Source organism: Xanthomonas cassavae CFBP 4642 (assembly GCF_000454545.1).
Classification (GTDB): Bacteria; Pseudomonadota; Gammaproteobacteria; order Xanthomonadales; family Xanthomonadaceae; genus Xanthomonas; species Xanthomonas cassavae.
On record NZ_CM002139.1, the window covers coordinates 441,189 to 454,606 of the forward strand.

Consider the following 13,418-nt stretch of genomic DNA (forward strand, 5'->3'; position numbering starts at 1 on the left):
GACTAAGCCAGAGAAGAGTGCCGACCATGCGCGCCAGCGAAGTATTGCAGAAGTGCCTGTCTAACTCACTGGCCGGGATGCATGCATTACGCCAACGCGCGTTTGCGCGCGGTTGAAGCGCTGGTGCACGGAGGCCGGCTGACGCTGATCGACATCGCACGCGCCTGGCCCGGCGAGACGCGGGTACGTGCATCCCTCAAGGCATGCGACCGCTTACTGTGCAATCGCGCGTTGTACGCCGAGCGATCGGTGATCGAGCGGGACATGGCGCATTGGCTGTTGCGCGGGGCGCAGCCGGTGATCGTGGTCGATTGGAGCGATCTGAAGTCGGACAAGTCGTGGTGCCTGCTGCGCGCAGCCGTGCCGGTCGGTGGGCGCACGCTCACCTTGCTGGACATGGTGGTTACCGGGACACAGCAGGGATCGCCAGGCGCGGAGAAACGCTTCCGGCAGCAGCTCAGGGCACTGATTCCAGACGATGTGCGCCCGATCCTGGTCACTGGCGCCGGATTCCCCACGCCATGGTTTCGCGCGGTGTCGGCGATGGGTTGGGATTGGGTCGGACGCCTGCGTGGTCGCACGCAGGTCAGACCGCAAGACATGCCCGATGATGCGGCGCAATGGATCGATAGCCGTCGCCTGCATGCGCTGGCGTCCAACCGTGCATACGAATTGCCACCGATGCAGGCCAATCGCAGCGATCCACTCGATTGCCGTCTGGTGCTCTATGCCAAGACACGCCAGGGACGTCAGCAACGCAAACGACGCTCCCCCACCAAGGTCTCACGTGCATCTTCAAGTCTGAAAGCCGCAGCGCGTGAGCGCGAGCCATGGCTGATCGTTGCCTCCCCGCAACTCCAAGCGCTCAGCGCAAAACAGTTGGTCAATCTGTACGCACGACGGATGCAGATCGAGCTGGCATTTCGGGATCTGAAGTCACATCGCTACGGCCAAGCCATGGAAGACAGCCTGACCCGACGCAGCGAGAGGTTGCAAATCCTGTTGTTGCTCAACACGCTAGCCACCTTCGCCAGTTGGCTGGCAGGACTGGGCTGCGAAGCCACCGGTATCGCCCAGTGGCTGTCGCCACGCAACAGCACACGCAAGCTCTACTCGACACTGCGCGTCGGCCGCGAGGCGTTGGTCAGGCGCTGGCCGATGGAACCTGTCTCACGCTGGCTAGAACGCTTGCGCACATTGCCCAACGCAGTGCGCGAGCAAATGACGTTGGCGCTGTAAAACGTGGGGATACCTAAGTGCCCCCCCTTTCTCGCTGGGGAATCAATAACGATCAGTGCACTGAAATCGTCATCGCAGAATGTCATCGCGGTTCTTGGCCCACTTCGGTGTCAGGTAGATTCCCAACTTTCCATTTGGACTTTCCTTGAAGCTGCTTTGCACTATGTTCCACCCGCCATCGTCGAATTTTGCATGCACCTTCCAGAACCAGTCCAATCTCGCAATTGATACCCAGATACTATTGTCTGGCACATCGGGCTTGAACATCAGATATGTCTTGAATCTCTCGTCTATCTTCAATTCATCGAATCTGAATCGTGCATCTTCCGGCATTACTTGAAACAAAGGCGTTGCCGGGCTGTCCTCGCCATAGATGCATATGGACTTATCAGGCAACGTCTCCCGGATGAAGTCTTCACACTTCTCCCGGTACCCACCGCCATCCCCCCTGACTCGCACGGAGGTTCCGTAGAATACGTCTTCGTCCAGTACCCACTCGCCATTTGAAGTTCCGCCCCACTCCTGCAACAGCGCGCCCTTGTAATATCTCTTCCTGTCGATCTGCATGAGTTGAACAAATGCGTAACTTCCACCCCCGTATTTTGTTCCGATTATTTTGGCTTTCCATCTGATTCCTGGCTTCATCGTCGATTTGAGCCCACCGAATGTCAGGTAGTACGCTCCTCCCGCCCGCATTTCGCTAGGGATCAGGCCGGTGTGAATCGCATCGGTCTCCGATGAGAATTCCCAGACCTTTGGTGCATGGATACGCACTTTCAACTGAATCGAAACAGATCTTCCTTCAAAGTTTACCTTTGCCGAGACCAACGCTTTTCCTGGGCAACAGGCGCACCAGATACTGACCGGACCGGTTCCCTGGAGCGGCAGAATCCTGGTGGAGGACTTTTTACTCATCTCAAAATTTCCACATCCTTCAGCACCCGATAGGTTCCATCGCACATTGGACACAGTCCCCTCGGTGGACTTTATTTCAAACACTATCTTCTGACCTATGATCGCCTCGTAGGTGCCAGTCGGCTTTACGCCGTTCGCGGTAATGAACGTATCTGTCATTTTCTTTGCTCGAAGGAATGCACTGAGGAAGTCGTCGATTGCATACTCAATCGAAGTTGTAGACGAACTCGGCGTGTCCGGCAGCGACCGTTGCCGTATTCACAGGGGTGCCCGCAATAAGACGATTGAGAAAGTCCCGCGAAATCTCCGGCAACATCGAATTAGTCAAAATCGCATCGATCATCCGCCCGCCCGATTCGCTCTCGGTGCAACGGCTCACCACCAGCTCAACAACTGAGTCGTCGTACTCAAACGGAATTTTGTAGCGCTGCTCGATGCGCTTCTTGATGCGGTTCAACTGCAACCGCACGATCTTCCCGAGCATGTCGTTGCTCAGCGGGTAATACGGAATCGCCACCAAGCGCCCGAGTAATGCCGGCGGAAACACTTTCAACAAAGGCTCGCGAATGGCCTTGGCCATACCTTCGGGATCCGGCATCAGTTCCGGGTCCTTGCACAGACTGGCGATCAGGTCGGTGCCGGCGTTGCTGGTGAGAATGATCAGGGTGTTGCGGAAGTCGATGCGGCGGCCTTCGCCGTCTTCCATCCAGCCCTTGTCGAAGACCTGGAAGAACAGTTCGTGGACGTCGGGGTGGGCCTTTTCCACTTCGTCCAGCAGCACCACCGAGTACGGCTTGCGGCGCACCGCTTCGGTCAGCACGCCGCCTTCGCCATAGCCGACATAGCCTGGCGGTGCACCCTTGAGAGAGGAGACGGTGTGCGCCTCCTGGTATTCGCTCATGTTGATGGTGATCAGATTTCCTGATTAGCCCCGACTCTCAGCCATGAAAATTGCTCGCTGCACGTAAAACCGGCTCTGGGCATGGTGTGGATTGCATCATGGCCGTGGCAAGTCGTGGCAGCATCTNTTGGCCGACCATGTCAGAGTGCTGATGTTTCCAAGCATCGTCACCTCCATGCATGCGCCACATCGACTCCGGCATGGTTATTCGAGGTGCCCTTAACTCGAGCATCGCCTGAAGCCGCTGGTTTCGCACATCCTGCGCAAGGGATTTCTGCTGTAGTGCCGTGTCATACTGTTGCGCGAGCTGGTAGCCGCTGACCAATCCGCTCGCCTTAGTGCGCCAAGTTTCGTAGAGCGCATTAGCCGCCTTGTAGCGGAGATCCTGATTCTTGATCTGTAGCGTCAACGTTGCGATGCGTGCACGTAGCAGTCCGATCCGATCATGCAGATCCTGCTCCTTCAGCGCAGATAGGCGCTGCTGAGATTCGACCGAAGCCTTGAGCTGTTGGAGCTTGCTGGCAAGTTCGCCGGAGATCAGTTTTCCAGTATCGCTGGACGCCGCGCTGGAACGCTGGCTCGATACTTTGACCAGGGGTTGCCCAAGCATCACCTGATCTCCCTCCGACACTAATACTTCGGCCACGGTCGCACCCGATGCCTGTGGCACCACCACATTCGCCTGGCCAGCCAACGGAATCAGACGTCCAGCTATTTTTTCAGTCCTGCTATAGCGCCCAAGTAGCGCAAGTCCCGTCATGATGAACACGATCAGGGTCGCGCTAAAAAAGAAAACCCACCCCAAGCGGGGCGGCGCGATGCTGATGCCACCGAGCCGGTCTACCTTCTTCGCCGCGAACACCTCACTGCGGAAGAGCTCCACTTAATATTCCTCGCATAAAATCTTACTGCTGAAGATCTGAACAACCAGCAGCATCTTTGAATTTTCAGTCAGTACTGCCTAGAGGATGCATACAGTTGCATTGAGTTGCGACAGCGCAAACGGCGTCAGCACCTGCGCAGTCTTCCCGGCCACGCACGCCCCAAGTCTGGAGTTCTTAGTCTTTGCCTGCGTCACTTTGACATCGGCGACATGGCCGCGGCGAATCCCAATGGTTGACACGGCTCCAAATTCGTCCATGCCAGTAAGCACCTTCAGAACCCGCCCCGCCAAAATCTAGTCAGGCGCGAATGAAAGCTGGCGTCTCCAGACTAGTGGCTTTTTCTCTCGCTGCTTGTCCGGGAAAAAAAGTGAAAGGTAGCCTGCGGCGATGGCGCGGTCGCGGAGTTTCAAGCCAACGCCCTCTGCTGCCACGACAGACACTTCTGTCACCTTCCCTTGCGCGTTGACTTTCATTTCCCACTCAAGGCTGCCAAGCCATTCCCGTTGTGGAATCGAAGCATCATAGTTAGGGCGGCCCACGACATAGGGTGTTCCAGGATCCTTAGAAAGTGGTGAGTCCTCGAGCCTGGTATTGACCTGTATCGTGCTTTCCCCAGCGCGTCCATCCCCTGTTTTCGCTCGGAACGTCCAGAGGCCAAGCGTGCCCTCCTTGCCTAGATCTGCGCTATAGCAATGCTTGACGCCCCGGTAATCGGGATATTTGTGGCTCGACACTTCCTGTCCGGATGCGTCGAGCACCGTCAACACCAAGCCACGCACGTCGGTATCGGCAAGATCGGTTGCGACGCATACCTGATGATCGTGCTTACCATCGGTCAAGAACTGGATGGTCTGCTGGCGTGCGATTGAATGAGACGGCTGGGTATCCCACAGAAATTCGATGTAGACACTCGGCGGTCTCAACTTGCAAGTGCAACACGTGAGTTGAATTGAGCGATCTCTTCTTCCAGCGCCTGGTTCGGCGTCTTCCAGCCAAGCGTCTGCCGTGGCCGGGCGTTCATCAGGTCGGCGACGTTGTTGAGATACTCCTGGCTCGCCTTGGACAAGTCCGCGCCTTTTGGCATGAACTGGCGCAGCAGGCCGTTGGTGTTCTCATTGCTGCCGCGCTGCCAGGGCGCATGTGGATCGGCGAACCAAAGATCGATGTTGAGCCGCTTCATCAGCTCTGGATAACACGTCATCTCGGTTCCGCGGTCATAGGTGAGGCTTCCCAGTAGGAAACGCGGCAGCTTCTTCATCTGTCGCGTGAAGCCCTCCAGCGCATCCTGTGCAGTACAGCCATCCATCTTGCACAGCACCACAAAGCGCGTCTTTCGCTCCACCAGCGTGCCTACGCACGAGCGGTTGAAAGCCCCTTTGATCAGGTCGCCTTCCCAGTGCCCAGGAATCAAGCGCTGCGCCACCTCTTCAGGCCGATGGACGATACGCAGCTCCTCCGGCACCCACGTGCGCTTGGCAGCGGTTGTACGGCGCAAGCCTCGCGTCGGCTTGTGCTGACGAAGCGCCTCCACAAGCTCTTTCTTCAAACCACCACGCGGATGCGCGTAGATAGCGGCGTAGATTGTTTCGTGACTCACGCGTTGACTTGGATCATCCGGATGCATGGCCTTGAGCTTGGCAGCAATTTGCTGGGGCGACCAACGATACAGAACCAAGTCGTCACGCACCTGCTGAAAGAGCGCACTGCCTTCAACAAGCCGGCGCCTTCGAACGCACGCTCTGCGGCGCAGCCGATAGTTGCTGGCTGCGCTGGTTGCCGCATAGACAGGTTCGCCCTGTCGCCTTATCTCGCGCGACAGGGTGGACGCACTGCGATTGAGTCGCCTTGCAATGGAGTTGATGCTCATTCCGTTACCGAGTTCAATTTGAAGCAAAGCGCGTTCTTCGGAACCCAGGTGCCTGTACTGTGTGCCCATGCCGCTACCCTACGTCAAAGCGGGGTGTTGCACTTGGAAGTTGAGTCTAAGCTCTCATCTGCTGCACTTGCCACGCACGAAATAGTTGCTAATGCTAGAAAAGTCCAGGGAGTTATCTTCATAGATATCCAGATCCTCAAATACAGCAGTTACGCTGGCTGCGCGACCCGTCACGTACATCCACACGATCTCGTTCAAAGAGACGGTCAAGGACGGAAGTGGGGCTGCGACGTAATGCCTGGTCAGGTAAGCAGGTTGCGATGTGCCGATAACCTATAGCCGCACACTATAGACGGATCGGGATTGATCCTACGAATCCGTTGCGCTATCTGCAAAGCCCGGGCTCGTAATCAGTACTGGTTTATGCGCAACTAAGGCGCGCCCAACACTAGAATCGCTGGACGCGCCCACCAGTAGTCGAACCCAAGATTGCCCAACTACCGATTACTGGGCTGCCTCAGGCAGAGCCGGGATCACTCTTCGGCGTGCAGGTGCCCTTGTCCTGCCATGTATTGGTTGGCGTCGGCGTCGGGTTCGTGGCGCCGCCTGCAACCTGGCCTACTTCATCACGCGAAAGGACCCGTGCAAGCACGCGTCCCGTTTCAATAACATTCTTACGGTTTTTCGTGATATCAGCATTGCTCATTTCATCGACTCCAGTAAGTGCGCAGGTAATGCTGCGCGTAAACGCATGGACCATCCATGCGAATAACAACCCAAAATTGATGCCCTAATGCATCAATACTCAGGGAAAAACCAACTCAGTTTCCAGTCCCGAACGCTTAGCATCTTCGTAGGCTTCTCTCAGAGTAAGCGGTTGTGAAACTGGCTCGTACTCGAACTGTGGATCTGCGCGTTCAATGAACTGGCAGAACGCCTCAGTTAGCGGGATACTCTGGCACCATGTCTCAATAAAGGGAACCTCTAAAAACCCCAGTATCCTGTCATCATTGACGTAATGCGATGCTAGCGGAGGGTGCTACAGATGATCAGTTTGTTCGCCGGTGAAGAACGTGATGCTAAACGTNGGCCGACCATGTCAGAGTGCTGATGTTTCCAAGCATCGTCACCTCCATGCATGCGCCACATCGACTCCGGCATGGTTATTCGAGGTGCCCTTAAGGCAGTTGGAGCGCTACTATGCGGGTGCTTGACGCATCGTCGGCACTGCATGCATGGGATAACTATCCCATTGAAAACTTGCCCACGATTTGGGAGTGGCTGAGAGCGGAATTGTCGGCGGGGCGCATGGCGATCCCGCGTGTGGCAATGGACGAGAGCGGTCATATCAGCCCCGACTGTAGACAATGGCTCCATGATATCGACGGATTTAATCCTGTGGATGTCGATAACGTCATCGCCGGGCACGCCATGCTCATCAACGGCGAGCTCGGCGTACAGAACGATCAGTACGGAACAGGCGTCGACGCTAACGACGTTGTCATTGTCGCCACAGCCAAGGCAAAAGGTTTTGTCTTGATCAGCAATGAGTCAAGGCAGCCATCTCCTCCCGCCAACAAAAAGAAATACAAGATCCCCGCAGTTTGCAACTTGCAGCCGGTTTCGGTTCCTTGCATCAACTTCGCAGACCTTATCAGGGTCTCCAACCGCGTCTTCTGAGCGCCGGTCGGTCAAATAACGGGGTCAGGTTCTTGGGTATCCCCACGTTTCTAAAGCACCAATGTCATCTGCTCGCGCACTGCGTCGGGCAGTGTGCGCAAGCGATCTAGCCGGCGTGAGACTGGTTCCATCGGCCAGCACCTGACCAGCGACTCGCGGCCGACACGCAGTGTCGAGTAGAGCTTGGGTGTACTGCTGCGTGGCGATAGCCACTGGGCGATACCGGTGGCTTCGCAGCCCAGTCCTGCCAGCCAACTGGCGAAGGTGGCCAGCGTGCTGAGCAACAACAGGATCTGCAACCGCTCACCGCGACGGGTCAGGCTGTCCTCCATCGCCTGACCGTAGCGATGCGATTTCAGATCCCGAAATGCCAGCTCGATCTGCATCCTTCGTGCGTACAGGTTGACCAACTGCTTCGCGCTTGGCGCTTGCAGCTGTGGGGAGGCAACGATCAGCCATGGCTCGCGCTCACGCGCTGCTGCTTTCAAACTGGATGATGCGCGCGAGACCTTGGCAGGTGAGCGTCGGTTGCGTTGCTGACGTCCCTGCGGTGTCTTGGCATAGAGCACCAGACGGCAATCGAGTGGATCACTGCGATTGGCCTGCATCGGTGGCAATTCGTATGCACGGTTAGACGCCAGCGCATGCAGGCGACGGCTATCGATCCATTGCGCTGCATCATCGGGCACGTCTTGCGGCTTGACCTGCGTGCGCCCGCGTAAGCGCCCGACCCAATCCCAGCCCATCGCCGACACCGCGCGAAACCATGGCGTGCGGAATCCGGCGTCGGGGACCAGGATCGGGCGCACATCGTCTGGAATCAATGCGCGCAGTTGCTGCAGAAAACGCTTCGCTGCGCGGGGCGATCCCTGCTGTTTCCCAGCAACCACCATGTCCAGCAAGGTGAGCGTACGTCCACCGATCGGCACAGCTGCGCGCAGCAGGCACCACGACTTGTCCGGCTTCAAATCGCTCCAGTCGATGACGACCACCGGCTGCTCGCCGCGCAGTAGCCAATGCGCCATGTCCCGCTCGACCACGGATCGCTCGGCGTACAATCTGCGATTGCACAGTAAACGATCGCATGCCTTGAGGGGCGCACGTACCCGCGTCGCACCGGGCCAGGCGCGTGCGATGTCGATCAGCGTCAGCCGGCCTCCGTGCACTAGCGCTTCAACCGCGCGCAGCAAGGTGCGTTGGCGTAATGCATGCATCCCGGCCAGTGAGTTAGACAGGCACTTCTGCAATACTTCGCTGGCGCGCATGGTCGGCACTCTTCTCTGGCTTAGTCACCNCCGGCCAGTGAGTTAGACAGGCACTTCTGCAATACTTCGCTGGCGCGCATGGTCGGCACTCTTCTCTGGCTTAGTCACCTTGAAGCGTGCCCCATGCGCGCACCTTCTTCCACATCCTGGCGCACCAAGTGCTTGATCTTGCTGGGGGAAATGTGGGGAAACCTCAGGGTCAGGTTCACTTTAGAAGGCGGCGTCAACCGTTGCTCGTTGAGCTTGCCGCCAACGCGGCAGATCTATAGTGACGAGTTCTACTGCTTGTTGGTAGCCGCGGCACTCCATCGCCTCAAAGCGACGGAACGGGGCCGCGCTGTTGTTGCTATTGCGAGCGCTGCTGTTCCATTGCCAGCTCCTGGGAGCGCTCTTGCGCTAGTCGCTGGTTGACAGATTCCAGTTGGGTAAAACTCTCTTGAACAGGCCGAGCTGCGGCATCGGCGGTTGGCATATAGGCCCGCAACATGGCTGGATCCTTGAGATCGCCCTGCACTACAAACAGAGTCTGCGCAGCTGGCGAGTCTTTGGTCTTCTCGCTGAGCAGCACGTGGTCCACACGTGTTAGTCCGTTGTCTTTTGCTAGCGTCAACAGACTCGCGGTCATCCGCTCACTGGTCGCGTCGAACGTGCGGCCGTTGGCTGCGTCCAGCTGCTCAACCTTGCTTCGGATCTGCTGATGCATGGCATGGCCCGGGTGCCCCACCTCTGCAGGCGTCAATGCGCGTCCAGGCTCATTCGGTGCCGCAAGATTAGGAGAACTAACGCCGCGTGCGCCAGTGTCCTTGAGTTGGACCATGCCATAGCCGTCCTTGCCAAGGTCAACGATGTTGAAGGTCTTTGCAGACCCTAGGTCGAGCCCGTTGCGCTCCAGCTGCCTTGGATCCAGACCCAGCGATTTGAGATCGATGCGGATTTCCGGCGGCTGGCGATCATGCGCCAGATGCGCGTAGTTCTGTGCGATGTGACTGATCGGATTGACGCCATAGTAGTTCCGATAGTCGGAGTCGCCGTGTGGGCCTAGCGTGCCGCGACTGTCGTAGAAGCACTTTTCCACGGACTTTGTGAGCGCATCATTACGTGAGAACGGGCGCGTGGTGAGCTCTTCATATGTCAATCCGTTGGCAAACTGCGGTGGAGCAACGTCTCTTTCCACGTAACGCGTAGTCGAGCGCTGGAGCAGTCGCAGCTCGACCATTTCATCAGGCATGCCAGGGTTCTGATGCTTGATGCGGTCGTGAAGCGCACGCATGCCTGAAATCTCTGAGAGCGCCTCATCCTCCCGGGTGCTATCCAGATAGACGCGCGTTGGCCCGGTAAGGTCGACCTGACCCTCGCGATTCTCGTGCGCCTCCTGCATCCGGTTGCCCATCGTCCTTGCGAACTCGGCCAGCGCTTGAGTCCGGTGCTCTGCCTGTACGCCATGCATCGTTTCATGCCCAAGTACTTCGGTTATGTAGTCAATACGCTGCGCCGACGTCCCCCCATCCTGAGTAGCAGTCGGGTTTAGAGTCCGGGGTTGATGATATCGCTGTTGGCCAGGTGCTGGGCATAGGCCGTCGGCGTCATTCCGCCGATTGCTTNCTTCGGAAAAACGCTTCTTCACGTCCAATCTCCTCGGGGTAGGGAATTGGACTCCAAACTAAGGCGCTACTCAAACTTGGGGGGACGTCGGCGCACCCGTGAATTCGGTGAACGCTGCTGCGCTGATGTTGAGCGTGCCGGCGCGCCCATGTTTGCCATCTTGGAAATGACCGCCGTTGTTCTGGGCATGCGAGACCGCGATCGATCCGATATGCCCCTTCTCTATCGCATTACCAAGCAAATTCGACAGGTAGGGCGATTCAGATAGCGCTTGACGAATACTGGATTCGGCCTCTCTTGGAAGGCGCGGATCGTTCGCCATCTGTGCCAGCAGGGGCTCAATTCTTGGGTCGACACGTATCATGCGTTGCCCCCATCGATCTGCATGCCGTAAGCACATTCACGCGAACCACTGTCTTGACTGGTTCGGTAGATCAGCAACGCGACGGAGAAGCCTTGTTTTCCATTGTTGAGCGAACGCCAGTGCTGACGCAGCCATCCTCCCTGGAAAGGCCTTTGTCCACCACGCTTGTAACCCATCTCCTCCAGTTTCCGTGACAGCGTTGTTGCATCCCAAACGCAATGCGAGGTAGACGTACGCGTTGGGTCGATACCTTCGGGGAGACCGACTGCGACTTCTATGCTCGCGAAGATTTTTTCTGCGGGGACATGGGTTGCGTAGAAAGTGTACCCGTCACTCAGGGGACTATTTTTCATGATGTAAAAAGGATGCACGGAGTCTGAGGTGCCGCCGAACTTTGCGCCCAGTGCAGTCTCCAGCCGCATGTAATTCATATCGGCCGGTGACCTGAATCCATCGACAAACCTAAGCAACCTGGTCTCCAGCTGCTGAGAGTTAATGCTGGGCTTATTTGGCTCCAAGCTATCGCCCGCAATCCTGTCCTGAGCAATGACTGGTGCTGATGCAGATGACGTAGTGGAATCCTTCTTAGGATGGGCGCACGCGCCCTGAAGTCCCGTCGCAAGGAGCAGCAACAGGGAAAAGAAATTTCTGCCTGTTCTTGCCTGCTTTGTATCCACAGGCTCTACGCTTTGAGGGCCCCATTTCATGACCTATCTCCATCGATCTTGACGCCATTGACGCGCTCTTGTTGATCGTTTTGGTCATTGCTTGGAAAGAGGAGCGATGAATGCGCGCGGGGCAGCATTCTCCCTTCTCCAATCCAACTCTACCTCTGCTGCTTCAAACGGTAAGCGAGATCTTCCATCAACGCTTTCCAGATTGCCAGCCTCGACCAGTTGACATGTCACGTATCGCGTTGCAATCTTTTCTGCAAGGAGCGTAGAAACTCCTCGAACAGCGGTGCCCACCTCCGTCAAACCGGTGGGTTTTTTTGTGCCTGCAGCGTCTTGCGGGCGCAACCGACGCGATGCCTGCGTCGGGAGGGCGGCTAATACAACACCCTTCGGGGAAATACGCCCGCCGACTGTTCGCGGTTTCTAACCTCCCGACATCCCGTCGCCACCCGGCGGCGGGGCCTGTTCGTTTAGGAGGGCTTTCCCATGCGTCGCCCCACATCCCGCCCCACATCCCGCCCCAAGCCCGCACGCAAGCGCGCCACGGTGCCGCCATCCACTGAGATCGCCTGGCACACCCTCGACCCTTCGATCCCGCCACGGGTGTACACTGAGCGCACGCCGATCGCCGAGCCTCGCACCGAATCCAGCACGCCGCGCCGCGCCGGCCATCCACGTGCCCCGCAGCACTGCACCGTCGGCTACGGCTACTACCCCGCCAGCGACCACCGCATCCCCACGCTACGCCTACGCGGCCGCTGGCTGGAACAACTCGGCTTCACCATCGGCAGCAAACTGCACATCCGCTTGCGCAACGGTGAGCTCGTCGTCAGCGTGGTCGATGAGCGAGGAGCAAGGTCCTGATGTAGGTAATGCCTGGAAATTAACTATCACGAGCGGCTATCCGAGGAGTGCATGACGCCGCGCCTGGACGGCCTTCATGGTCAAGTGCAATGGATCGCTATGCTGATAGCCAGCCGGCAGTCGAACCGGAATCAGCGGCTGCTTGAAGCCGAGCTAGGCATCACCTGTCCACAAACGGGCGAGGACCTTGTGAATGCGGCAAAATTAAGCTGTCCCAATGTCGACGCTGCCATCAACACGTGGTTCAAGCTGCGCTACGAGCCGCAGGCCTAAGGGTTCTCAATGTCAGCTGCCTTCGATAAAGCATGGCCCATGGTCAAACGAAGAGCGGGTTGGGCTCACTTAAGGATGGTCTGATCAACGCAGCCGGAAAACGAAACACGCCACATCCGCCGCGCTGAGGGCGCTCAAACCCCCGGTTTTTTGCCGTTTTCGGCATGTTTTCGNGCTGTTGTACTCCGCGTCGCCGAAGGTCAGTTGCATCGTCATCGTCCTGGTGCCTCTGTGCGATTGTCGCAGGATCGGGGGGAGTTGTTCAGAGTTTCCCTAAGAAGCCAGCCTGACGTCATTTTCGGATGTCCCAAGGCAAAACCCACATCAGATGTAAGGCCACGCAACTATGCATCCCTTCGACATCCTCGCAAACTCTGTGCTGATCGGGCACACCGCTTTTGAGTCGGGAGACCCGCCCATGGGCGCTGCGTTCGGCAGATTTATACCAGTCGCTACTTACAGCGCTGTGCAACCGGCCATCATCCAGTACGCAGGGCGTGAGGTGGCGGGTATCGCTTTTGCTGTCAGAGTCGCTAGAACCAAGCAACTGATCCAGTGCCTGGGCGTTGCCATTACCGACTGCTCTTCTGAGTTTGGAGCAGATGGCCTGGAAGTCGCCGCGCTCGGAATTGGATATCCGCTGTACGCCGAGCTATTCCCACATCATGTTGACGCTTACGAAAATAGCAAGGAAAGGGTCAGGCCCACTTAAGAAGTCACCCTGACCCTGAGGTTTCCGCCCCGCTGCCCATGCTTGCGTCTGATTCACCCAAGGGACGTGTACGAGCCGACGTCCCCCCATCCTGAGTAGCAGTCGGGTTTAGAGTCCGGGGTTGATGATATCGCTGTTGGCCAGGTGCTGGGCATAGGCCGTCGGCGTC

Annotated in this window: 11 protein-coding genes and 4 pseudogenes; 5 read left to right on the forward strand and 10 right to left on the reverse strand. The window is 57.5% G+C overall.

Annotated elements, in window-relative coordinates; genetic code table 11:
• Positions 1-26 precede the first annotated feature (26 nt).
• Positions 27-1,239, forward strand: a pseudogene (locus XCSCFBP4642_RS0101865) (IS4 family transposase).
• A 69-nt stretch (positions 1,240-1,308) separates the two neighbouring features.
• Here the strand turns inward: XCSCFBP4642_RS0101865 and XCSCFBP4642_RS28065 are convergent.
• The 6 genes and pseudogenes from XCSCFBP4642_RS28065 to XCSCFBP4642_RS28070 form a co-directional block, all read right to left on the reverse strand.
• Entirely contained in the window at positions 1,309-2,313 is a 1,005-nt protein-coding gene (locus XCSCFBP4642_RS28065) for a hypothetical protein (protein WP_152527179.1), read from the reverse strand.
• A 46-nt stretch (positions 2,314-2,359) separates the two neighbouring features.
• Positions 2,360-3,073, reverse strand: a pseudogene (locus XCSCFBP4642_RS0101875) (AAA family ATPase); the annotation flags it as partial.
• Between the two features lie 943 nt (positions 3,074-4,016).
• Positions 4,017-4,196: a hypothetical protein gene (locus XCSCFBP4642_RS29815; protein WP_235048255.1), complete on the reverse strand. Its 180-nt coding sequence runs from the start codon at positions 4,194-4,196 to the stop codon at positions 4,017-4,019.
• A gap of 36 nt (positions 4,197-4,232) precedes the next feature.
• Entirely contained in the window at positions 4,233-4,862 is a 630-nt protein-coding gene (locus tag XCSCFBP4642_RS29820) for a hypothetical protein (RefSeq protein WP_228325865.1), read from the reverse strand.
• Positions 4,859-5,875 carry an IS30 family transposase gene (locus XCSCFBP4642_RS0101890; protein WP_029218148.1) on the reverse strand — a complete coding sequence of 339 codons (1,017 nt, stop codon included), beginning with the start codon at positions 5,873-5,875 and terminating at the stop codon, positions 4,859-4,861. The genes XCSCFBP4642_RS29820 and XCSCFBP4642_RS0101890 overlap by 4 nt, the downstream gene beginning before the upstream one ends.
• A 457-nt stretch (positions 5,876-6,332) precedes the next feature.
• On the reverse strand, positions 6,333-6,521 hold the full coding sequence (locus XCSCFBP4642_RS28070) for a hypothetical protein (protein WP_152527200.1): 189 nt from the start codon (positions 6,519-6,521) through the stop codon (positions 6,333-6,335).
• Between the two features lie 494 nt (positions 6,522-7,015).
• On the opposite strand from XCSCFBP4642_RS28070, the gene XCSCFBP4642_RS0101895 reads away from it, so the two are divergent.
• Positions 7,016-7,495 (forward strand): DUF4411 family protein, encoded by a 480-nt coding sequence (locus XCSCFBP4642_RS0101895; protein WP_029218291.1) that lies wholly within the window; start codon positions 7,016-7,018, stop codon positions 7,493-7,495.
• 50 nt (positions 7,496-7,545) lie between these two features.
• Here XCSCFBP4642_RS0101895 and XCSCFBP4642_RS0101900 read toward each other — a convergent pair whose 3' ends face one another.
• The 4 genes and pseudogenes from XCSCFBP4642_RS0101900 to XCSCFBP4642_RS26240 form a co-directional block, all read right to left on the reverse strand.
• A complete protein-coding gene (locus XCSCFBP4642_RS0101900) occupies positions 7,546-8,760 on the reverse strand; it encodes an IS4 family transposase (protein ID WP_029218292.1) in 1,215 nt (404 codons plus the stop codon).
• 346 nt (positions 8,761-9,106) lie between these two features.
• Positions 9,107-10,252, reverse strand: a pseudogene (locus tag XCSCFBP4642_RS23815) (XVIPCD domain-containing protein); the annotation flags it as partial.
• Between the two features lie 204 nt (positions 10,253-10,456).
• Positions 10,457-10,726: pseudogene (locus tag XCSCFBP4642_RS26235) on the reverse strand (XVIPCD domain-containing protein); the annotation flags it as partial.
• Positions 10,723-11,433 carry a hypothetical protein gene (locus XCSCFBP4642_RS26240; protein WP_084624361.1) on the reverse strand — a complete coding sequence of 237 codons (711 nt, stop codon included), beginning with the start codon at positions 11,431-11,433 and terminating at the stop codon, positions 10,723-10,725. The pseudogene XCSCFBP4642_RS26235 and the gene XCSCFBP4642_RS26240, both read right to left, overlap by 4 nt.
• 453 nt (positions 11,434-11,886) lie before the next feature.
• Here XCSCFBP4642_RS26240 and XCSCFBP4642_RS23820 point away from each other — a divergent pair, with 453 nt between their 5' ends.
• The 3 genes from XCSCFBP4642_RS23820 to XCSCFBP4642_RS23825 all read left to right on the forward strand — a co-directional run bounded on the left by XCSCFBP4642_RS23820 (position 11,887) and on the right by XCSCFBP4642_RS23825 (position 13,249).
• Positions 11,887-12,264, forward strand: coding sequence for a SymE family type I addiction module toxin (locus XCSCFBP4642_RS23820; protein WP_033897895.1), 378 nt, complete (start codon positions 11,887-11,889; stop codon positions 12,262-12,264).
• A gap of 51 nt (positions 12,265-12,315) precedes the next feature.
• Complete coding sequence (locus tag XCSCFBP4642_RS0101915; RefSeq protein ID WP_029218293.1) at positions 12,316-12,537, forward strand: hypothetical protein; 222 nt, start codon at positions 12,316-12,318, stop codon at positions 12,535-12,537.
• 418 nt (positions 12,538-12,955) lie between these two features.
• The gene (locus tag XCSCFBP4642_RS23825) at positions 12,956-13,249 is read left to right on the forward strand and encodes a hypothetical protein (RefSeq protein WP_033898833.1); all 294 of its coding nucleotides are present in this window, start codon (positions 12,956-12,958) and stop codon (positions 13,247-13,249) included.
• The last annotated feature ends 169 nt before the right edge of the window (positions 13,250-13,418 follow it).

Bases quoted from the DNA above. Each gene is read 5' to 3' on its own strand.
- XCSCFBP4642_RS28065 (WP_152527179.1), bottom strand. From the start codon at position 2,313: ATGACAGATACGTTCATTACCGCGAACGGCGTAAAGCCGACTGGCACC.
- XCSCFBP4642_RS0101900 (WP_029218292.1), bottom strand. From the start codon at position 8,760: ATGCGCGCCAGCGAAGTATTGCAGAAGTGCCTGTCTAACTCACTGGCC.
- XCSCFBP4642_RS29815 (WP_235048255.1), bottom strand. From the start codon at position 4,196: ATGGACGAATTTGGAGCCGTGTCAACCATTGGGATTCGCCGCGGCCAT.
- XCSCFBP4642_RS0101895 (WP_029218291.1), top strand. From the start codon at position 7,016: ATGCGGGTGCTTGACGCATCGTCGGCACTGCATGCATGGGATAACTAT.
- XCSCFBP4642_RS23825 (WP_033898833.1), top strand. From the start codon at position 12,956: ATGGGCGCTGCGTTCGGCAGATTTATACCAGTCGCTACTTACAGCGCT.
- XCSCFBP4642_RS23820 (WP_033897895.1), top strand. From the start codon at position 11,887: ATGCGTCGCCCCACATCCCGCCCCACATCCCGCCCCAAGCCCGCACGC.
- XCSCFBP4642_RS26240 (WP_084624361.1), bottom strand. From the start codon at position 11,433: ATGAAATGGGGCCCTCAAAGCGTAGAGCCTGTGGATACAAAGCAGGCA.
- XCSCFBP4642_RS0101890 (WP_029218148.1), bottom strand. From the start codon at position 5,875: ATGGGCACACAGTACAGGCACCTGGGTTCCGAAGAACGCGCTTTGCTT.
- XCSCFBP4642_RS0101915 (WP_029218293.1), top strand. From the start codon at position 12,316: ATGACGCCGCGCCTGGACGGCCTTCATGGTCAAGTGCAATGGATCGCT.
- XCSCFBP4642_RS28070 (WP_152527200.1), bottom strand. From the start codon at position 6,521: ATGAGCAATGCTGATATCACGAAAAACCGTAAGAATGTTATTGAAACG.